Origin of the sequence: Burkholderia sp. WSM2232 (assembly GCF_000472545.1) — a bacterium.
In the GTDB taxonomy this organism is placed as follows: Bacteria; Pseudomonadota; Gammaproteobacteria; order Burkholderiales; family Burkholderiaceae; genus Paraburkholderia.
Genome location: NZ_AWZV01000030.1, coordinates 41,889 through 61,759, shown reverse-complemented (window position 1 = coordinate 61,759; position 19,871 = coordinate 41,889). Strand labels below are relative to the sequence as shown.

Genomic DNA, 19,871 nt, shown 5'->3' with positions numbered 1-19,871 from the left:
AGTTCGCAACTCGAGACATAGAAAAACCAGGCGGTGGCTGGACTGGGAGCCGGCCATCTACAACGAAAAAATTCTGGAGGCGGTATGAAATGGAGATTTCTGTCGGTGCTTGCCTGTGCGGCACCGTTGCTGGCGGCATGCGGCGGTGGAGGCGGCGGCAATGGCGACGGCCCGGTGACGGAGGTTCGGCTGTGTCCCGCGGCGTTGGACTACACCACGGTCTACACGGGCGGCGGCGGTGACGGCGAGCTAGTCAAACTGCAGCTCGACACGACGAAGATGACCTGGCAGGTGACCTATGTCGAATCACCGATTCCCGCGACCACCGGCACGGTTGTGCCGACCCGCGCCGGCCAGACCGCAAGCGGCACGCTGACCCAGGAGACCCTGCTGCCGACCAAGAAGCTCAATCAGTGCGCTTTCCGTCTAAACGGCGCGAGTCTCGATCCGAACCGTCCGGCGCGGATCTTTGTCGGCGAGGGCGTGGCGGGCGGCACCATTCCGGGCGCCGAAATTTCGTTCGGCGGCATTCTGGGCGTCGGCGCCGTGCCGGACACCAAGTTCCCGTATTACCCGTTCATCGGCTTCTCGTCGATCGAAACGGATCTTGCGAAGGTGGCCGGCACTTACAACCAGCTCGGCTATCACCAGGTGCCGTCGCAGAATTTCGCGCCGGTCGCCGTGGATTCGAAGATCACCATCAATGCCGACGGCACGTGGAGCGAGTGTGACAACTCGGGCGTGAACGCGGGCAAATGTCAGCAGCCAGGCAGCAACTTCACGCAGGCGTCCGACGGCAGCGGCGCGTTCCAGACCAATAACTTCCAGGGACAGGCGAAGCCCACACTTGCTACCACGCCGGAAGCGCGCGGCTACATGATCGTCGGCAAGCTGCGCAACCAGTTGGTGCCGATTCTGGTGCGCACGGGCGCAGCCAACTCGTCGGTGACCGTGCCGCAAAACGGCGCGCTCGGACCTTACGCCGACGACGAATCGGGCATCTCCATTCTCGCGCCGCAAAGCCCGATCGCGCTCAACTCGCAGAACGGCGAGTACATCGGCGTGGATAGCCAGTTCGACTATCGCACCACGGCGCTCGCAGGCACCCAGGCGACGCTGCTCGACCCGTTCAACCCGTCGCAGGCTTCGCTCGCGACCGCGCTGAACCTCGACTTCACGCAAACCGTGCCGGGCGTGGTCACGACCACACGAGTAGGCGCATCCACGGGCAATACGCCGACAGGAAAGATGATTTTCACGGGCGGCGTGTTCGGCTATCTCGATCTGACCAACGCGGCCTCGCCGTACTTCACGATCGGCGCCTTCGTTCAGTAACGGGCGCGTCCCGCGTCATCGGCAAGCAACGAGGCGCTCGCGCCGCCGCTGCTGCCCGCACTCGCCATGCGGCGGCCGGCGCGGCGTCTGTCCCGGGCGTCGGCCTCGCGGCCGGCCTGGCCGCCAACGTTCGCCGCGCGCCTCGCGCCCGGCGAGCGCTCAAGGAGGAGCAACAACATGAAAAGAATCTGTCTCTTGATGCTGGCCGCGTGCCTGTCGGTCAGCGCTCACGCGCAACATGCGGGCGACAACGTCGCTGTGCTCGGCTGGTTCCACGTCATGCCCAAGGACTCGAGCACGCCGCTGACCACCAACGTGGCGCCCACGCCCATCAATACGCCGCTGCGCCTGCCGAGCTCGTTCACCTCGGCCGGCACGAGTCTGTCGACGAACACCGCCAATACCGTCGGCCTCGTCTTCAGCCATTACCTGACCGATCACATTGCGGTGACGACAGTGGCAGGCGTGCCGCCCGTCTTCAAGATTTATGGGCATGGCACGATCAAGCCGCCTGGACCGGCCGGTGCGCTTGGGCAACAGGATATTGGCGATCCGCAATCCAATCCGATCGTCAAAAGCGTGCGCCAGTGGAGTCCGGCACTGCTCTTTCAGTACTACTTCAATACCCCGACGGCCAGACTCAGGCCGTTTGTCGGCGTCGGCGTGTCGTACAACTGGTTTTCTGACATTCAGTTGAGCCAGAACTTCGTCCATTCGACGCAGGAAAATCTCGGTGCCATTCTCGCTGCCGGCGCAGGCAAGCCGGGCACGACGCAGGTGTCGGCGAAGGCTTCGTCGTCGTGGGCGCCGGTGTTCAATGCGGGTCTCGCATACAACATCACAGACCATTGGGGTCTGGTGGCCTCCGTGACCTACATTCCGCTGAAGACCACATCGTCCGTGATCATCAAGGCTGCGGACGGCACGGAACTGGGCGTCTCGAAGGCTGAGTTGAAAGCGGACCCGATCATCTCCTTCCTCGCCGTTTCATACAAGTTCTGACGGGAATGCTGCCGGCACGCTGCAATTGAAGGCCGAGCGCGGCCCCCGGCCCTCTGCGGGCGTTATCCGCTAAGCCGTTTCGGCAATACGTGGAGATTGGGGCAAAAAAAAGCCCGCCTAAGGTGGCGGGCTGAATCCATATCAGAGGAGACATGGAGGAGACAGGACGAACTATAGCAAATGGTTTGGTGCGACGCAACATGAAAATCAGGGTTCTCCCGTCTTGTTGCGATTTCGCCACATGTGCTTCGTTGTGCGGCCTCTCGCCCGGCGGCCTTAATGTCGGACCAGCGCCATCATCGCGCCAAAGCCGACGAACACGCCGCCGGTCAGACGGTTGAAGATGCGCGCAACGCTGCGGCTCTTCAGACGGCTGCCGATACGCGTGCCGAATCCCGCGTAGACGAGATACCAGCTCACCTCGATGACGGCGAACGTAGCCACCAGAATGCCGAACTGAGGCAGCTTGGGCAGCGCGGCGTCGATGAATTGCGGCAGCAGCGCCGCGGCGAACAGAATCGCCTTTGGGTTGCTGCTCGCAACCAGGAAACCGTTGCGAAACAAGGCCAGGCGCGAATGGACCGGCTTCGCGGCCAGTTCTTCGACCTCGGACGCGGCGACCTCGTCAGCCGGAGCACGCCACGCCTTGATGCCCAGATAGATCAGGTAAGCCGCGCCGATCAGGCGCAGTGCATTGAACAGAGCCGGCCACGCTTCGAGAAAGACGCCGAGCCCGGCCGCCGATACCGCCAGCATCAGCACCAGGGCCGACAGACAACCCGCCATGGTTGCGCTCGTGCGCCGCAGGCCGTGCCGGGCGCCGTGCGTCATGACGAGCAGCATGTTCGGGCCGGGAATGGCGCACACGACAAAAACGGTGGCAACGAACAGCCACCAGGTATGCAGACTCATGGCATCACCGTGTAGAAAATGGGACCACTATTATCCATTGTTGCGGGTTCGGGCGCGCACAGCGCTTGCAGGCATTCGGGCGGTTGTCCGTCCGCTGCGCGTCGCCACGACTCTGAGCGGCTGTCCGCCCGCTGCGCGTCGCCACGACTCTGAGCGGTTTTCCGCCCGCTGCGCTTGCGACAGACGAATGACCGCGCCCGCACAGCGCTCATGCTGCAACCGTCAGCGGCCGGCGCGCCGCGCCGCCACCTGGCCGAGCACGGCGAAGTCCTTTTCGCCGTCGCCGTGCGCGATAGCGTCGATCAGACTGTCACGCACGACGCTCGCAATCGGAAGCGGCGTCGTAACCGCGTCTGCTGCGGCCAGCGCAAGGCGCAAGTCCTTCAGTCCCAGACGCGCCTTGAAGAGCGCCGGCTCGTAGCGGTTGTCCGCGATCATCTTGCCGTAGCCCGCGTAGACCGGGCCCGGGAAAATGCCGCTCGTGATGACGTCGAGGAAATCCTGGATCGCGAGGCCATGCCCGGACACCAGAGCGGCGGCTTCGCCGAGCGTCTCGACGGCCGCGCCAAGCATGAAATTCGCCGCAACCTTGATCACATTCGCCTGTTGCGGCAGCGAGCCGATGCGCCACGTCTTCTGGCCGATGGCGTCGAAAACCGGCTGCACGCGGTCGATCGCCTCGGCCGGCCCGCCCGCGACGATCGTCAGCTTGCCCGCCGCGGCCACGTCGGGCCGGCCGAGCACGGGCGCCGCGACGTAATCGACACCGCGTGACGCATGAGCGGTCGCCAGTTCCTCGGCAAGCGCGACAGAAATCGTCGCCATGTTCACGTGGATCAGCCCGCGTGGCGCGTGCTCGAGCAGCGACGCCGTCACGACCTCGCGCAGCGCGGCATCGTCGGCGAGCATGGAGAATACGGCGTCGCCGTCAAATGCTTCGGCCGGCGTGGCGACAATTCGCGCGCCGCTCGCGGCAAGCGCCTGTGCGCGTTCCGGCGAGCGGTTCCACACGCGCACCTGGTGCCCCGCTTTCAGAATGTTTGCAACCATCGCGGCGCCCATCTCGCCGAGGCCGATAAAACCAATGTCCATCTGTGACTCCGTCATCTGAAGATGTGGAAGTAAAGCACAGTCATGCGACAGGCGCAGAGAACGACGCAACCGCGGGGTGCGTGACGGTGACTTCGGGATCAGCTTGCTGCGAGATGGGCGGGAGTTCGGGGAGCGCCTCGTTCGCCTTGAAGAGCGAGGAGGCCCGTCCCGTCACTGGCTTGGGCTGGGCGCACAGGCGGGCGACAAACAACGATATGAGGAAAGCACGGCGGGAAGCACAGCAAGAAGCGCGATGGGAAGGCCGACGGGAAGCACAGCGGCAAGCACATCGGGACGCCTGAGGGGAAGCACAGCGGCAAGCACAGTGAGAAGCCCGACGGGAAGAACAGTGGCAAAAGCACATCCGGACGCCTGAGAGAAAGCACGGCGGCAAGCACATCGGAATCCCGACGGGAAGAACAGCAAACGACCCAGCGGGCCACCGACACCTGCTGCACAGCCGGCGGCCCGCCTCGCCCTCGCCGCCCACGTAACGCCGCGCGGTGCCATACTGCGACGATGGTCACCGCGACTTTCCGCTTCTACGAGGAGCTGAACGATTTTCTCGCCCGGCCGCTGCGCCGGCGCGCGTTCGCCTATGCGTGCGCGCGCGACGCGACCACCAAGCACGCGATCGAAGCGCTCGGCGTACCGCATACCGAAGTCGAGCTGATCCTCGTGAACGGGGAGTCAGTCGGTTTCAATCACCCGGTCGCGGACGGCGACCGCGTTGCCGTGTATCCGAAGTTTGAAGCGCTCGATATTCGCCCGCTGCTGCGCGTGCGTGAACGGCCGCTACGCGTCGTGCGCTTTATCGCCGACGCGCATCTTGGCGGGCTCGCCCCACTGCTGCGGCTCGCGGGCTTCGACACGCTCTACGACAATCACTTTCCCGACGCGCACATCGAGGCGCTCGCCGCCGCTCAAGACCGGATCGTACTCACCCGCGACCGCGAACTGCTGAAACGCCGCGCGATCACCCATGGATGCTATGTGCGCACGCTGAGGCCACGTGAGCAACTGCGCGAAGTGTTCGAACGGCTCGATCTCGCGGGCAGCGCTCAGCCGTTCCGGCTATGTCTGATGTGCAACGCGCCGCTCAGGCGCATTGGGCGCGAGGAAGTCGGCGACCGCGCGCCCGACGGCGTCCTGCAGCGGCACAAGCAGTTCGTCACCTGCGACGTGTGCCGCCGCGTGTTCTGGGAAGGCACGCATTGGCAGCGGATGCGCGCGTTGATGGACAGCGTCGCGGCAAGTCCGGCAGTTTCGGACGCGTGCGGCGCAGGCGCTGGTGGAGCCGATGGGACAGACAGAGCTAATGGAACTGGTATCGCTGGAAAGGATGCGGCGGCTGGAAGGGCTAGTCGGCGTAAAGGCGTTGATGGCTGATGGCTGATGGCTGACGGCTGACCGCTGACGGCTGACGGCTGACGGCTGACGGCTGACGCTAACGGCTGACGGTTGATGGCGTTGACGCCGTTGACGTCATGATCGCTCTGCCCGCACCGATACCCCACCGCTAACGCCGTCGACGGCTCACCCTCCCCCCGCGCCGTGACTCGGCTCCCGGCGCGCTCGCCCGTCACAACGCACCCTGCGTACAATGCAGGATTACCTATCTGGCAGAGGCCTGACGTATGGCGATGAAAAAGACCGACCTTGAAAAGAACAAGGCACTCAAGCTCAACAATGCAATGAAGCAAGGCACCGCCGAGCGCTTCGGCAAAGCCGCGGCCGCAGCGCCAAAAATCGACCGGCGCGAACAGCGCAAGCTCGATCAGGCGCAGGGTCTCGTCCCGTTCGCGTGCAAGCTGAACAGCGATCTGGTGGAGCAGCTCAAAGAGCGCGCCGCCGAGCATCCGCAGGGCATGACCGGGCTGCTGAACGAAGTGATCACGCGCGGTCTCGCGCAGTGAGCGTCGCTGGCTGATGCCGTACGCGCGTAGCATGCGCGCTCGCGGTGGACATGCGTTGGGCCGGACGTTGCCACCCTACCGTCAACTGCCGCGGCGAACGGACCCATAAAACGAAAAGGCCAGAGCACGAACTCTGGCCTTTTTGCTTGCTGCAACTGCATTCAACCCGGCTGACACGCGCCGCACGAGCGGCACGCGCAAGCGGCGAAGCAGTGCTTGCGGCAGGACACGCCTGCTTAGTTCTGCGTGCCCTTGTCGTTCGTGCCCGCTGCCGATGCCGCTGCTGCGACCGGAGCGCGCTTGCCGTGCGTCTTCAGCTTCTTGACGTGGTGCTTCTTCACTGCGCTAGCTGCAGCAACCGGAGCGGCTGCGTCCGATGCCTGCGCGAAAGCCTGAACCGAAACCAGCGCGATAGATGCAGCTGCGAGCGAGACGATAACTTTTTTCATGTGTTGTTCCCCAAACCTCAACGACTGAGTCAGTGTGAATGAAATAGCTGCACGGTGAAGCAGGTAGGGCTCAGGAGCCTTACCGCTCCCCGCGGGAGAGTATTACCTGGCGTAGGCGGTTTGTCATGCCCAAAACCGGATATGTATTTTCCGGGAGACAGCTTGCTTTCGACATGCTTTCACTCATAAAACTGGTATACGGGAAATCACCTAACCGACGTCAGACGAGGTTGCGCAGCAGGCTGGCGGTGTCGAGCAGCGTCGGCAGAACACGGTGCAGAGCGGCGTTTGCCGACTCTTCGCCAATCGGCATGCTCACGCTGATCGCGGCGACCACAGTGCCGTGCCGGTCACGCAACGGCACCGCGACGCCGCGCACGCCGAGTTCGAGTTGCTGGTCGGTGACCACATAGCCGTTGCGCCGGATTTCGCCCAGCACTTCGCGCAGCCGTTCGACGGTGGCATACGTGTGCGGGGTGAACACCTTGATCGGATACGACGCCAGCCATTGCTCGATGCTCTCCGGCGCCTGGAATGCGAGCAGGACCAGCCCCGCCGACGACAAGGGCGCCGGCACACGCGAGCCGAGCACGAAGCCGACCGCCATCGCGCGATTCACGCCGTTGCGGGCCACGTACACCACGTCGTGTTCGTCGAGGATCGCGACCAGCGCCGTTTCCTGAAGCGTGGCCGTAATGCGCTGCAGGAAGGGCTGCACGGTGCGCGGCAAACGCGCCGAGTCCAGATACGACTGGCCGAGGCGCAGCACACGCGGCGCAAGCCAGAACAGCTTGCCGTCGGTATCGACATAGCCGAGCTCGCGCAGGGTCAGCAGATAGCGGCGCGCCGCCGTGCGCGAAAGCCCCGCGCGGCCGGCCACAGCAGTGGGCGTCATGCGCGCGTGTTCTTCGTCGAATGCCTCGATGATCGCAAGGGCCTTCGCGGCGCCGGCGATCCAGTCTTTGTCGTCCATCGGGTTGCCTGAGATGTGGCCGGCTGATGAGGTGTTTGCCGCTTGCGTGGTCGGCGTCGTCGGCGTCGTCGGCGCGTTTGTCGCGGCGTCGGAGCGCCACGTCGTCACGTTCGCCGTGTGCGTCGGGTGGCGAGGCGACGGCAGCCAATGCGGGAGGCACCGGTCATTGCGCGCAATTGTGCCCGAAGCCGGACCGCCGTTGCGCGGTTATCGCGCGCAAAGGGCTAAGGTAGGGTGACGGTGCGGCTCGCCGTGATGGGAACTGGCGCGCTTCTTACCTGCGAGGTCCGCAAGACGGCGGGCAGGACGCCCGTCGCTTCTGCCGCGCTGGCGGCGCTCAGGCGGCCTGGGGATGCGCGTACAAGTGGTGCTGGGCGTCGCCAGTCGGCGGGAACACGCACCAGCAACCGTCGTCATGACGGAAGAAGAAAAGCCCGCGTGAGCCGCTGCCAGCAGAGGTTTCCACGCGAACGTAGCGCCGGCCGCCCACGCGAGTGCGGCTGAATTCGGTGACATGCACGACCGCGGAAGGCGCGGGCGCTAGCCACTTCTCGACCAGGAAACGCAACGACTGTTCGTTCGCGCCTCTCATGACCCGCTCCTCGTCGGCTTGTTTACGGGTGCTTCGCGCGTCGCGTCCGGGGTGTCGTCAGCTTCGTGACTGTCGGTCGGGCTGTCCTGCCGCTCGGCCGACGCAAGCGCCATCTCCCGGTTAGTGGCTGCTGCCCGCAGCGTGCTGCAATGAGCCGCATGCCGGATATCCGAAAGGAGACGGACCAACTGTCGTGCTGTTCTGCGCTTCATTCCACACCCCCGCACTGCACCAATCACTTCAGAAAACACTTTAACTCTATGCCCAGGTCGGGCATTACCAAAGCTGATTTGACTAAATAGCAACAGCTGCGCTTGCAAAAAAGAGAGACGCAATCTTCGTACCGTCGGCTCTCACCTTGCGCTCGGCGCGGAAAGCCATCTGTTCGCTCACGAGCAAAGGGCAGACAAAAGCCCAGGCCGTCGGCAACGGACGCTGCGTGTCACTTATCCACACTGGCCTTTGCATAACGTTGGGATAGCGCAAGGAACAGCCTGTGAGCCGAATCTTGATAAATGGGCTCCGGCGTCGGTATCGGCGAAACTTATCCCGGTCTGGTAGCTTTTCTACAGAAACGTCCCTTACGGTTATCGGCTTCGCATTACCTTGAAGTAACGGAAGAATCCGTCGTTATCCACAGGGCGGGCTTTCCCTTGTTAACTACTACTACGTATATATATGAAGAAAGTAAACGACATAGGACAACTGTGGCCGCGCGCCGCTTTTGCAAGCGGAACGCGCTGCGCACGGGCGATACCGATTGAGGCCGTGGCTTAGCGAACGGCGCCGGTTTCGCTGGCTGGATGGACAGCGGCGGCTTCGCCGATCAGGTCCGGTGTGTCTGTCGCGTTAGACAATGACGTCGGCGTCGGCGTGGAAGAGGAAGTTGGAGTAGACCCAGGCGCCGTAGCTGTTACCGGCGCCGACGTCGGTGCCGGTGCCGGTTCCGGTGCAGCCACCTCGACGGGCATCGGCAACAGACGGGTCTCGACGCGGTCGTTCACGACAGGCTGTGTCCGCACGACCGTCTGCAGATAATGATCGACCAGCCCGAAGAAGCGGTCGTAGAACTTGCCCGAGGGAATCGTCTCGCTGGAAATTTTCACCATCGCGTCGCTGTTGGAGCGGATGGGTAGCGACAGGGAACCGAGCACGCTCAACCCGACGCTCGCCGACGTATCGCTCTTCTTCAGCGCGAAGCCGTTCTGCACCGCGTTCACGTAGACGATGCTCGTACTGCTCGCCTCCTCGCCCGGCGTGCACACCACGTGAAATTCGACCACCACGTGCGTATCGCCGGATGGCTGGAAATTCTTCGTGCCGTCGACGGTATCGTTGCGCGTCATCGTCGTCAGATAACCCTGACTCAGCAACGCGCGACGCGCGGCTTCGCAGGTGTCGGTCACGCTCGAATTGAAATTGCGTGCATAGGGGCTCGCACCCGTTTCAAACAGCTCCTGCTGGAACTTGGGGGTGGGCGTGCTGCTGCAAGCGGCGAGCATCATCAGGCCGCAGAACGAGGCGACGGTGGTCTTGAAAAGCGAGATAGACATGGTCAATCGAGAAAACGCTGCTTAGGTGCGCGAGGAACCGCGGAGGAAATGCATTGTAGAGCGGTTGAGGTGCGTGCGTAAAAAGCGTGCAGCGAAGCCGACGGCGCGCGCATTGCGCCATCTTTCAAAATGCAGTGCGTGGCGAGATGGCAACCCTCAATGCGAACGAAGTGGGCGAAATCTGCGTTGCGGGCGTGGCTGCTGCCGTGTGCAACGCGAGGTGGCACGCGACGGGCAGCGCGTGAGCGACCTGCCGATGCGAAAGGCTGCCGCTGCTCGAATGGTGACCAGGCAGGCGTCCGCCGAAAAAACAGATCGCCGATGTTCAGTTCGACGGCGCAGCAAGCGGGGCCGACGTCTGCGCGCCAGGCGAAGCTTCATTGCCGCCCGCCTCGCGAGCGGACGGAGCGGCGAGCGCACTGGTCCGGTTGCCGACCGCGTCCGGGCAATGCGCAGCCACGCGGGCGTCGCAAACATCCGTCTGCGCGTTAGGCTTTTTCGCCAGATCGGGATGGGGCGCGACGTTCGAGAAGTCGCCAGCACGTAAGCTGACTTTCTGCGCGTAGGCTTGGGATCCGCCGTAGCTCTTGAGCGCGGCGTTCATGTCGCCGTTGGCCGAGCGCATGTATCCGTACAGGATTGCGGACCCGACCTCGATGTTGGCCGTCGGCTCGGTGAGATCTTTTACGTTCCTCAACAGCCCGCGATGCGCGCTCGGCACGACCTGCATGAGCCCGGTCGCGCCGTTTGCGCCCTTGGCCTTTTCCTTGAAGCGCGACTCGATAGAAATAATCGCCAGCAACAGCGCAGGCGGCAACGAATATTTCGATGCGGCGGATTGCACGGCATCCGAGATTTTCTCCGCCTTTTCCTTCGCGATGCCGAACTTCTGCGTGAGATACGCGGACACGCGATCGCCGTTTTCCTCAGCCACCGCGGATTGGGCGAGGCCGAGCGAAAGCAGAAACAGGCAGAGTAACCGGCTCATGGGAAAAGGTCTGAGGAAAAAGTCCCGGCATTATAACGCTGCCTCAAAAATAGGCACCTACTGGGTTGAATGCGGAATCAGACGGTCGGAACGACTGGCGGCGCCGCATGGCGCGCGCTTGGGCCCCCAGCGCGGGTTGCAAGCAGGGCTCTTGGAGGCTGCACCGCACGTCAGTTAGTTGCGATTCGGCTCGTGCGGTTGTACGTCGACACCGGGCGCGGGGCGAAAAGATGCGGCTTCCGCGGATTTGAGACAATGGCGGTCGCACGGCCGACGAACAGCCGTTCGCGACAATTGCAGGTTTATCGAACGAGACGTCCTTTGTATGAGCAAGACCGCATTCATCCCCAGTGTCCCCGCAGCGTCAGAGGACGATTTCGAGATTTCCGCTATGTCGAGGCTCGTCGGCTATCGGCGCTTTTTCGGCGTATTGAAGGTGGTCCGTACCACGGACGGCCGCGTGCTGTTCCCGTTCGACGGCGCGCCCGAACTCGGGCCGTACCCGACCAAGATGGAAGCGATCGCTGCCGCTCAGGTGTACGGTGAGCATATCGTCGCTAGTGACCTGGCTCGGCCGGAGTTGTGAGTCGACGCTCTGCGTGGAGTGTGGGCGGTCGGAAGCACGCGGCGGTGTTGTGTCGTGGTTGGCGGCGGGTCCTTTCATTTGCCCATCGCTGGTAAGCCCCGCCGGCTGCATATTGCAATAAAAGTACAGATGCCCCGAGGTCGGACCCGGCGATATAAGCAACGGACCGACAGCCGTCGAGAAAGGCAGTCCACGTTGCGCCGATCCTTTAGTCCGGCGCAGTCAGGTCGAAAACAACCTGCCCGGAAGATACACAACCACGTCGTATGCCTCTCGAGCCGGGCCGCAGTCGCCAGAGTCTTCGCGTAACCGCAAAGCGCCGACCTCGCTCAAGTCTTTCCCAGTTTTGCCGACAAAGAATTGCCGGACACTACAGGGAAACGTTCATTGTGGTCATTAAAGCTGTTCTCGCATCCGCGTATGCCGCGCTGATGCTATCCGCTTGTGCACCGTCGATACCGGTACAGAGCACAACTCATACCGGTGACCGCGACGCAGCAGCGCTTTCGGGTGGCCAGGTCCGTTACCGTCAAGCTCTCGTCGGGCTATTCGCGCGAGGTGCATGGCGGCTCTTTGTGGCAGCCCGTCGGAACGATAAAGCAGGGCGTTGTTCTCCGGCCGATGGGCGAAGTGTTCACCATTGAAGGCCGTCAGGTTCACGAGGCGTACCTGGTGACAAAGGAAAACACCGTAGTGGGGTTCTTCCTTCCCGGCGAGTCCAATTTTTCACCGCTTGTCCCCCCACAATCCATAACAATCGAGAGAATCAATGACTAAGTTGCTCAAGGCATTAGTAGGCAGCGCCCTCGTGGCGCTCGTCGCGTCCGGCTGCGCGAGCGGTCCTCAGTACAAGGAGGTCGCGTCCTCTATCCCGACCTTGAAAGAGGCACAGGGCCGAATCTATTTCTATCGATCGAACTCAATGTTTGGCGCTGCCTTGCAGCCGGCCATCAACCTGAACGGCACACCGGTCGGGAAATCCCAACCGGGTGGTTTCTTCTATGTCGATGAGCCCGCCGGCCAGTATGTCGTATCGACCGCCACGGAGACGGAGAAGACGGTGTCATTCAAGCTTGATGCCGGCGAAACCAAATACGTCAAGACAAGCGTTGGGTTTGGCCTGCTGGTGGGTCGGATAATCCCATCGCTGGAGTCCGCTGACGAAGCTGTGAAGAATCTGGAAGACCTGCATTATGTTGCTACCCAGACCACTGCAGCAGTGAAGAAAGGCGGCAGAAACGCAGTGGGCACCACCGAATGAGCTAACGGCCAACGGTTTCGGGTCTGCTGAAACCTTTTGCTGTTCGTCAAGGCACCGCAGACTGCTGATGCGCTTTAGTCGGAAAAACAAATCCTGCGGGCGGGGAGCTGCGAGGTCTTTGTTTTGGGCTCCGCGCGCGCAGGCATCGTCGCTGCGCGTCTGCATCTTGCCGCGCCGTCGTCAGAGACGCTTCTGTGGCGGCTGACTTTCTGCGATTGCTCTCATAAGCGGGGGCGCGATTTTTTGCTGGATACACGCAGCACAGTAAAAGCGTTCCGCGCTTGGTCCTGCACGGGTCTGATGGGATTTTGCCCCCTTCACGGGACGCTTCTAAGAGCGGGTACCGAACGCTTTCATTTGCTGCCAACAACACACACGCTCGCCCCCTCCCCTCACTCCACCGTCACCGACTTCGCAAGATTCCGCGGCTTATCCACATCCGTCCCCCGCGCACAAGCCGTGTGATACGCCAGCAACTGCAGCGGCACCACATGCAGAATCGGCGAAAGCAGCCCATAGTGCTCCGGCATGCGAATCACATGAATGCCGTCGTCGTTGACGATCCTGGTATCCGCATCCGCAAACACATACAGTTGTCCACCCCGGGCGCGCACTTCCTGAATGTTCGACTTGAGCTTCTCGAGCAACGCGTCGTTCGGCGCCACAGTCACTACCGGCATCGCCTCCGTCACGAGCGCGAGCGGCCCGTGCTTCAACTCGCCAGCCGGATAAGCTTCCGCGTGAATGTAGGAGATCTCCTTCAGCTTCAACGCGCCTTCAAGTGCAATCGGGTAGTGCATGCCGCGTCCGAGGAAAAGCGCATGTTCCTTGCGCGAAAATTCCTCCGACCACGCGATGATCTGCGGCTCCAGCGCCAGCACGCTGTTCAGCGCAGCGGGCAGATGGCGCAGTTGCCGCAAGTATTCGGCTTCCTGCTCGGGGCTCACGCGCCCGCGCAGCTTCGCGAGCGTGACGGCCAGCACGAACAGCGCGACCAGTTGAGTGGTAAACGCCTTCGTGGATGCAACCCCGATCTCGCGGCCCGCATGCGTGAGAAACGCCAGTTCCGTCTGGCGCACCATCGCGCTCGTGCTGACGTTGCACACGGCAAGCGTGTGCCGATGCCCCAGCTCCTGCGCGTGCTTGAGTGCGGCGAGCGTGTCCGCCGTTTCGCCCGACTGCGAGATCACCACGACCAGCGACTTCGGATTAGGCACCGACTCGCGGTAGCGATACTCGCTGGCAATTTCCACCTGCGTAGGAATCTTCGCAATCGATTCGAGCCAGTACTTCGCGGTGAGCCCTGAGTAGTAGCTCGTGCCGCAAGCGAGAATCAGCAGATTGTCGATGTCCGCGAACACCTCGTCGGCGCCTTCGCCAAACAACGACGCATCGAACGAATCTGATTGCGGAATCGTGTCCGAGATCGCGCGCGGCTGCTCGAAAATTTCCTTCTGCATGAAGTGACGATACGGGCCGAGCTCGACCGCGCCGCCATAGGCCGCAACCTGGCGCACTTCGCGCCGCGCTTCGTTGCCCTCGCGGTCGGCAATGCGCACACCGTCGAGCGTCAGCTCGCACACGTCCCCTTCTTCGAGGAAGATGAAGCGCTCGGTACTGCCCGCGAGCGCCAGCGCGTCCGAAGCGAGGAAGTTCTCGCCATCGCCGAGTCCCACCACCAGCGGCGAGCCCTGCCGCGCGCCGACCACGGTATGCGGCTGATCCTTATGCAGCACTGCAATCGCGTAAGCGCCGTGCAGCTGGGCGACGGCCTCGCGCACCGCGGCGAACAGATCACCGCGATACAGGCTGTGAATCAGATGCGCAATAACCTCTGTGTCGGTCTGCGAGACGAACGTGTAGCCCTTGCCTCGCAGCGTTTCGCGCAGCACTTCATAGTTTTCGATGATGCCGTTGTGTACCAACGCAAGCGCATCTTTCGAGAAGATCGGATGCGCGTTGTCGGTCACCGGCGCGCCATGCGTGGCCCAGCGCGTATGCGCGATTCCGGTGATGCCGCCCAGGTGGCTGTCGCGCACCTGTTCGTCGAGGTCGGCAACGCGCGCCACGCTGCGTGCACGCGCCGGACCGCTGTCGCCGAGCACCGCGACGCCGCACGAGTCGTAGCCGCGATATTCGAGGCGCCGCAGTCCTTCAATCAGGACAGGGACGATATTACGTTGCGCTGCCGCGCCAACAATGCCGCACATGGTCTATTCCTATTCAGTGCTGGAATCTCGCGGGGCACGCGTCGCGCCGCCCTCGCCTCTTCGTCAACTCTTCTTTTTGGTGGGGCGCACGTAGCCCGTCTTGCTGGTTTGCGTCTTGTCGTTCAGCACGAGCGCGTCGGCTTCGACGTCCTTCCAGACCGTCGTGCCCGCCGCGATCGTCGCGCCGCGCTTTACGCGCACCGGAGCGACCAGTTGCGTGTCGGAACCGACGAACACGTCGTCTTCAATGATCGTGCGGAACTTGTTCGCGCCGTCGTAGTTGCAGGTGATGGTGCCCGCGCCGATATTCACGCGTGCGCCGATATCCGAGTCGCCGATATAGGTGAGGTGATTGGCCTTCGAGCCGTGCCCAAGCACCGCGTTCTTCACCTCGACGAAATTGCCGACGTGCGTTTCGTCTTTCAGCGACGCGCCAGGCCGCAGCCGCGCGTAAGGCCCGAGCACGACGTTCGCGCCGACTTCCGCGCCTTCGATATGCGTGAACGCATCGACCCGCGTGCCGGCGCCGATGCTGGCATTGCGGATCACGCAGTTCGGCCCGATGCTCACGTTATCGGCCAGCGTAACGCGGCCTTCGAACACGCAGTTCACGTCGATTGAGACATCCCGGCCGCAGTCGAGCGCGCCGCGCACGTCCACGCGCGCGGGATCGGCAAGCGTAACACCGGCCACCAGCAGCGCATCGGCCACATTGCGCTGATGAATCCGCTCGAGTTCGGCGAGCTGCTGCTTGCTGTTCACACCGAGCGTTTCCCACTCGTCCTGCGGCTGCGTGGTAACGACTTCGAGACCTGCCTCGATTGCCATTTCCACAGCGTCGGTCAGATAGAACTCGCCTTGCGCGTTGTCGTTCTTCAGCGCGGCGAGCCAGCCCGACAGCGGCTCAGTCGGCGCAACCACGATGCCGGTATTGATCTCGTCGATGAGAAGCTGGTCGGCGCTCGCATCTTTCTGTTCGACGATGCGCGAGACGTTGCCCTGCGGATCGCGCACGATGCGGCCGTAGCCGGTGGGGTCAGCGAGCGTGACCGTTAGCACGCCATAGGCGCGCTCACCCGCGCGCTCCACGAGCGCCTGCAAGGTGCTCGCACGCGTAAGCGGCACGTCGCCGTACAGCACGAGCGTGGGCACGGACGGATCGAGAAGCGGCAGTGCCTGCTGTACCGCGTGGCCGGTGCCGAGCTGTTGCTCCTGCACGGCGAATTGCAGGTCGGGCGCGGTAACCGCTTCGCGCACCGCTTCGGCACCGTGGCCGATTACCACGACGAGGCGCGTGGGCTTCAGCGTGCGGGCAGTGTCGATGACATGAGCGAGGAGCGGCCGGCCAGCGAGAGGATGGAGCACCTTGGGCAGCGCGGAACGCATGCGCTTACCGGTGCCTGCCGCCAAAATCACGATGTTCATGGCGTCGGCAAATAGACGAGTTTGGAGCCGACGATTCTATCACGCACCCTCTTGTGGAAATGGCCGCGAAAGCGGCCATATTGCAAGCGCAAGCAAGTGCCGAAACGCCCTTTTTGCGGGATTTCCGGTCAGATATCGTCGAACTGCACGATCGAGATCGGCCTCGCCGCGCCAAGCGTGGCGCCCTCGTTCACATCGGTGGAACACGGTTCTTCGTCGAATGCGATGTCACCCTGCGGATCGGCCTCGCCGGTCGCGCGCAGGCCCGCAAACGGAAACAGCTTGTGATCCATCAAATGCGAAGGCACGACGTTCGACAACGCATTGAACATGTTCTCGATGCGGCCAGGAAAGCGCTTCTCCCAGTCGCGGATCAGCGCCTTCATTTCCGCGCGTTTCAAATTCGGCTGGCTACCGCACAGATTGCACGGAATGATCGGGAATTCGCGCAATTCCGCGTACTTTTCCAGATCCGTTTCCTTCACGTAGGCGAGCGGGCGGATCACGATGTTCTTGCCGTCGTCCGACTGCAGCTTGGGCGGCATGCCCTTCAGCTTGCCGCCGTAGAACAGGTTGAGCAGCAGCGTTTGCAGAATGTCGTCGCGATGATGGCCGAGTGCGATCTTGGTCGCGCCGAGCTCGCCCGCCACGCGGTACAGAATGCCGCGGCGCAGTCGCGAGCACAGCGAGCAGGTGGTCTTGCCCTCGGGCACCAGCCGCTTGACGATGCTGTACGTGTCCTGATTCTCGATGTGAAACGGAATGTCGAGCTGCTTAAGATACTCGGGCAGCACATGCTCGGGAAAGCCCGGCTGCTTCTGGTCGAGGTTCACCGCGACGATATCGAAGTCGATCGGCGCGCGCTCGCGCAGCCGCATCAGAATGTCGAGCATCGCGTAGCTGTCTTTGCCGCCCGACAGGCACACCATCACCTTGTCGCCGTTCTCGATCATGTTGAAGTCGCCAATCGCCTGGCCGACCAGGCGCGCAAGCCGCTTGAAGAGCTTGTTGTTCTCGTACGCCTCTTTCTGTTCGCGGCGCGTGAGCGGTGACTTCTGGCGTGCGGCGGACGTGGCGTCGTCCATGATTTCGGGAGCGTTCATGCTCAGTCCTCCTTGATGCGGAAAACTTCGACGCCCACCGCGTCGCAGTCGGGATAAACGTCGGGCTTTTCGGTCGAAACGCGCGCGGCCCGCACTTGCGGATGTTCCAACATGGTCTTCACGAGGTCGTCGCAGAGCGTTTCCTGCAAGTGAATGTGGCCTTGCTCGACGCGGCGCGAAATGGTCGAACGCATGAAGTCGTAGTCAACCACCTCTTCGAGCTTGTCCGCTACCGGCGTGGAAAGCGCGAGCGGCACGTACAGTTCGACGTTGATCACGACGCGCTGTTCGCCGCGCTTTTCGAAATCGTGCACGCCAATGTTGATGTGCACTTCGTAATTGCGCAGAAAGAGCCGGCGGCAATCGGCGAGCCGGGGATGCGAAAGAGCGGCAAACATGTTCGTTCCAGTCGAAAAAAAGCGTGCGTGGCACGCAAAGGGGCGCAGATGTTTCAGGCGCCCGTCAAAAACATTACGTCGCGCGGCAGCGGCACGAGGTGCTGCCCGCCGTCGACCACCAGCGTCGTTCCGGTGACGCCGGTTGCATCCGCGAGATACAGCGCGGCGGCGACAATATCCTCCGGTCGCGACGCACGGCCCAAGGGCGTCACGCGGTGAGCCGCGGCGAAACTTTCCGCCGTCTGGTCGGCGGACTGCATCGTGAGACCCGGTGCGAGCCCAACCACCCGGACCTTCGGCGCCAAGGCCTGCGCGAGCGCAACCGTCGCAGTCTGCAAGGCCGCCTTCGACAACGTGTACGACAGGTAGTCGGGGTTCATGTTGTACAGCTTCTGGTCCAGCACGTTGATCACGACGCTGCGCTGGCTTTCGTCGGCGAGCGCGGCCTGCGGCGTCGCGTCGTACAACATGCGCGCGAGCACGAGCGGCGCGCCGAGGTTCATCGCGGTCAGCTTCAGCAGCAGCTCGTAGCCGACGTTGTGGGGCGTGTCTTCCTCGAAGCGCGACGCATTGTTGATGATGCACACCGGCCGGCCAAGCGCCGCGCTGCAGGCCGGCAACAGACCCGCGACTTGCGCCTCGTCGCTCAATTCCGCGTGCAGGGCCACGGCCTTGCGGCCCATCGCGAAGATTTCCTCGACCACCTCTTCTGCTTCGCGCCGCGAGGCGCCATAATGCACTGCCACGTCCCAGCCTCGCGCGGCAAAGCCGAGCGCGAGCGCGCGTCCGATGCGGCGCGCGGCGCCGGTAATCAGCACGACACGCGGCGTTTCAGGCGCTCGGGCGGCGGTGTACGTAGAAGCGGTCATTTACAATGGGAATGAATCCGAAAGCTCACCAACCTGATAGTTTACCTGCTCCCGGCCCGAGCGCGCTGGCGCAGTCCGAAACACTCGTCGCGCGGATTCGCGCCGAGTTGCAAGAGGCCGGCGGCTGGATGCCGTTCGACCGCTACATGGAACGCGCGCTGTACGCGCCGGGACTCGGCTATTACAGCGGCGGCGCCCGCAAATTCGGCCTGCGCGGCGACGACGGCAGCGACTTCGTCACGGCGCCCGAACTATCGCCGTACTTTGCAGCGGCGCTCGCGCGCCCCGTTGAAGAAGCGTTGCAGGCAACCGGCACGCGCGAGGTGATGGAGTTCGGCGCCGGCACCGGCAAGCTCGCCGCGGGTTTGCTGAACGCGCTGTCCGCGAAGGGCGTGGAGTTCGACAGCTACTCGATTGTCGATCTGTCAGGCGAATTGCGCGAGCGCCAGCGCGAAACTATCGAAGTCGCCACGCCTGAGCTCGCGAATAAAGTGCGCTGGCTCGACGCGCTGCCCGAGCGCTTTGAAGGCGTGGTGATCGGCAATGAAGTGCTGGACGCCATGCCGGTCCGGCTTTTCGCTTCGGTCAACGGCGCGTGGCATGAGCGCGGCGTGGTCTGGCGCGACGGGTGGTTCGCATTCGAAGACCGTCCGGTGACTGCGCCCGCCGATCTGGCGCGGCTCTGCGAAATCGACACGGGGGGCGGCGACTACATCGCCGAAATGCACGACGCCGCGTGCGCCTTCACGCGCACCGTTTGCACGATGCTCGCGCGCGGCGTGGCGTTTTTCATCGACTATGGCTTTCCGCATCACGAGTACTACCATCCGCAGCGCGCCGAAGGCACGCTAATGTGCCACTACCGGCACCGCGCGCACGGCGATCCGTTTGTTTATCCGGGCTTGCAGGACATTACCGCGCATGTGGAATTCACCGGCATCGCCAAAGCGGGTGTGGAAACCGGCGCGGACCTGCTGGGCTTCATGTCGCAAGCGCGCTTTCTGATAAACGCCGGCATTACGGATGCACTCTTCGAAATCGACCCCGCCGACACCGCCCGCTTTGTGCCGGCGTCAAATGCGGTGCACAAGCTGCTGTCGGAGGCCGAAATGGGCGAGCTCTTCAAGGTGATTGCGTTCTCGCGCGGCCTTGTGGCCACGCTGAAGACATTCCTCTACGGCGACCGGTCGCATACGTTGTGATGCGA

Annotated in this window: 21 protein-coding genes; 8 read left to right on the top strand and 13 right to left on the bottom strand. The window is 63.0% G+C overall.

What is annotated here, in order from left to right:
- Positions 1 to 84 precede the first annotated feature (84 nt).
- Entirely contained in the window at positions 85 to 1,335 is a 1,251-nt protein-coding gene (locus tag F757_RS0124335; protein ID WP_027213658.1) for a DUF2957 domain-containing protein, read from the top strand.
- On the opposite strand, the gene F757_RS0124330 is transcribed toward F757_RS0124335, so the two are convergent.
- On the bottom strand, positions 1,329 to 1,514 hold the full coding sequence (locus tag F757_RS0124330) for a hypothetical protein (protein ID WP_027213657.1): 186 nt from the start codon (positions 1,512 to 1,514) through the stop codon (positions 1,329 to 1,331). The genes F757_RS0124335 and F757_RS0124330 overlap by 7 nt on opposite strands.
- Between F757_RS0124330 and F757_RS0124325 the strand changes: the two genes are divergently transcribed.
- Positions 1,513 to 2,337, top strand: coding sequence for an OmpW/AlkL family protein (locus tag F757_RS0124325; protein WP_027213656.1), 825 nt, complete (start codon positions 1,513 to 1,515; stop codon positions 2,335 to 2,337). The two genes, F757_RS0124330 and F757_RS0124325, sit on opposite strands and share 2 nt — an antisense overlap.
- A 276-nt stretch (positions 2,338 to 2,613) precedes the next feature.
- Here the strand turns inward: F757_RS0124325 and F757_RS0124320 are convergent, their stop codons facing one another.
- Both F757_RS0124320 and F757_RS0124315 read right to left on the bottom strand, forming a co-directional pair.
- Positions 2,614 to 3,249: a LysE family translocator gene (locus tag F757_RS0124320; RefSeq protein ID WP_027213655.1), complete on the bottom strand. Its 636-nt coding sequence runs from the start codon at positions 3,247 to 3,249 to the stop codon at positions 2,614 to 2,616.
- A 222-nt stretch (positions 3,250 to 3,471) separates the two neighbouring features.
- Entirely contained in the window at positions 3,472 to 4,341 is an 870-nt protein-coding gene (locus tag F757_RS0124315; RefSeq protein ID WP_027213654.1) for an NAD(P)-dependent oxidoreductase, read from the bottom strand.
- A 519-nt stretch (positions 4,342 to 4,860) separates the two neighbouring features.
- On the opposite strand from F757_RS0124315, the gene F757_RS0124310 reads away from it, so the two are divergent.
- Together F757_RS0124310 and F757_RS0124305 are read left to right on the top strand one after the other, a co-directional pair.
- Entirely contained in the window at positions 4,861 to 5,730 is an 870-nt protein-coding gene (locus F757_RS0124310; RefSeq protein WP_027213653.1) for a Mut7-C RNAse domain-containing protein, read from the top strand.
- Positions 5,731 to 5,978: 248 nt separating this feature from the next.
- Positions 5,979 to 6,257, top strand: a complete 279-nt coding sequence (locus F757_RS0124305) for a hypothetical protein (RefSeq protein WP_027213652.1) — start codon at positions 5,979 to 5,981, stop codon at positions 6,255 to 6,257.
- Between the two features lie 236 nt (positions 6,258 to 6,493).
- Here the strand turns inward: F757_RS0124305 and F757_RS0124300 are convergent, their stop codons facing one another.
- The 5 genes from F757_RS0124300 to F757_RS0124265 form a co-directional block, all read right to left on the bottom strand.
- A complete protein-coding gene (locus F757_RS0124300; RefSeq protein WP_027213651.1) occupies positions 6,494 to 6,706 on the bottom strand; it encodes a hypothetical protein in 213 nt (70 codons plus the stop codon).
- A 220-nt stretch (positions 6,707 to 6,926) separates the two neighbouring features.
- Complete coding sequence (locus tag F757_RS0124295; protein ID WP_013340777.1) at positions 6,927 to 7,679, bottom strand: IclR family transcriptional regulator domain-containing protein; 753 nt, start codon at positions 7,677 to 7,679, stop codon at positions 6,927 to 6,929.
- Between the two features lie 337 nt (positions 7,680 to 8,016).
- Entirely contained in the window at positions 8,017 to 8,271 is a 255-nt protein-coding gene (locus F757_RS0124285) for a hypothetical protein (protein ID WP_027213649.1), read from the bottom strand.
- Positions 8,272 to 9,044: 773 nt separating this feature from the next.
- Complete coding sequence (locus F757_RS0124275) at positions 9,045 to 9,824, bottom strand: DUF2242 domain-containing protein (RefSeq protein ID WP_027213648.1); 780 nt, start codon at positions 9,822 to 9,824, stop codon at positions 9,045 to 9,047.
- A gap of 325 nt (positions 9,825 to 10,149) precedes the next feature.
- Positions 10,150 to 10,812, bottom strand: coding sequence for a transglycosylase SLT domain-containing protein (locus tag F757_RS0124265; RefSeq protein WP_027213647.1), 663 nt, complete (start codon positions 10,810 to 10,812; stop codon positions 10,150 to 10,152).
- A gap of 325 nt (positions 10,813 to 11,137) precedes the next feature.
- Here F757_RS0124265 and F757_RS0124260 point away from each other — a divergent pair, with 325 nt between their 5' ends.
- The 3 genes from F757_RS0124260 to F757_RS0124250 all read left to right on the top strand — a co-directional run bounded on the left by F757_RS0124260 (position 11,138) and on the right by F757_RS0124250 (position 12,659).
- Complete coding sequence (locus tag F757_RS0124260) at positions 11,138 to 11,398, top strand: DUF6723 family protein (protein WP_027213646.1); 261 nt, start codon at positions 11,138 to 11,140, stop codon at positions 11,396 to 11,398.
- A 483-nt stretch (positions 11,399 to 11,881) separates the two neighbouring features.
- Entirely contained in the window at positions 11,882 to 12,175 is a 294-nt protein-coding gene (locus F757_RS34740) for a hypothetical protein (RefSeq protein ID WP_232221452.1), read from the top strand.
- Complete coding sequence (locus F757_RS0124250) at positions 12,168 to 12,659, top strand: DUF2846 domain-containing protein (protein WP_027213645.1); 492 nt, start codon at positions 12,168 to 12,170, stop codon at positions 12,657 to 12,659. Before F757_RS34740 ends, F757_RS0124250 begins: the two co-directional genes overlap by 8 nt.
- Positions 12,660 to 13,051: 392 nt before the next feature.
- Here the strand turns inward: F757_RS0124250 and glmS are convergent, their stop codons facing one another.
- The 5 genes from glmS to F757_RS0124225 all read right to left on the bottom strand — a co-directional run bounded on the left by glmS (position 13,052) and on the right by F757_RS0124225 (position 18,664).
- Positions 13,052 to 14,869, bottom strand: a complete 1,818-nt coding sequence (gene glmS / locus F757_RS0124245) for a glutamine--fructose-6-phosphate transaminase (isomerizing) (RefSeq protein WP_027213644.1) — start codon at positions 14,867 to 14,869, stop codon at positions 13,052 to 13,054.
- Between the two features lie 63 nt (positions 14,870 to 14,932).
- Positions 14,933 to 16,294 carry a bifunctional UDP-N-acetylglucosamine diphosphorylase/glucosamine-1-phosphate N-acetyltransferase GlmU gene (gene glmU / locus F757_RS0124240; RefSeq protein WP_027213643.1) on the bottom strand — a complete coding sequence of 454 codons (1,362 nt, stop codon included), beginning with the start codon at positions 16,292 to 16,294 and terminating at the stop codon, positions 14,933 to 14,935.
- Between the two features lie 128 nt (positions 16,295 to 16,422).
- The gene (ttcA, locus tag F757_RS0124235; RefSeq protein WP_027213642.1) at positions 16,423 to 17,397 is read right to left on the bottom strand and encodes a tRNA 2-thiocytidine(32) synthetase TtcA; all 975 of its coding nucleotides are present in this window, start codon (positions 17,395 to 17,397) and stop codon (positions 16,423 to 16,425) included.
- A gap of 2 nt (positions 17,398 to 17,399) precedes the next feature.
- Positions 17,400 to 17,795, bottom strand: coding sequence for a dihydroneopterin aldolase (locus F757_RS0124230; RefSeq protein ID WP_013340786.1), 396 nt, complete (start codon positions 17,793 to 17,795; stop codon positions 17,400 to 17,402).
- 53 nt (positions 17,796 to 17,848) lie between these two features.
- Positions 17,849 to 18,664: an SDR family oxidoreductase gene (locus tag F757_RS0124225; RefSeq protein ID WP_027213641.1), complete on the bottom strand. Its 816-nt coding sequence runs from the start codon at positions 18,662 to 18,664 to the stop codon at positions 17,849 to 17,851.
- An 11-nt stretch (positions 18,665 to 18,675) separates the two neighbouring features.
- Here F757_RS0124225 and F757_RS0124220 point away from each other — a divergent pair, with 11 nt between their 5' ends.
- On the top strand, positions 18,676 to 19,866 hold the full coding sequence (locus tag F757_RS0124220) for a class I SAM-dependent methyltransferase (RefSeq protein ID WP_027213640.1): 1,191 nt from the start codon (positions 18,676 to 18,678) through the stop codon (positions 19,864 to 19,866).
- Positions 19,867 to 19,871: the final 5 nt, after the last annotated feature.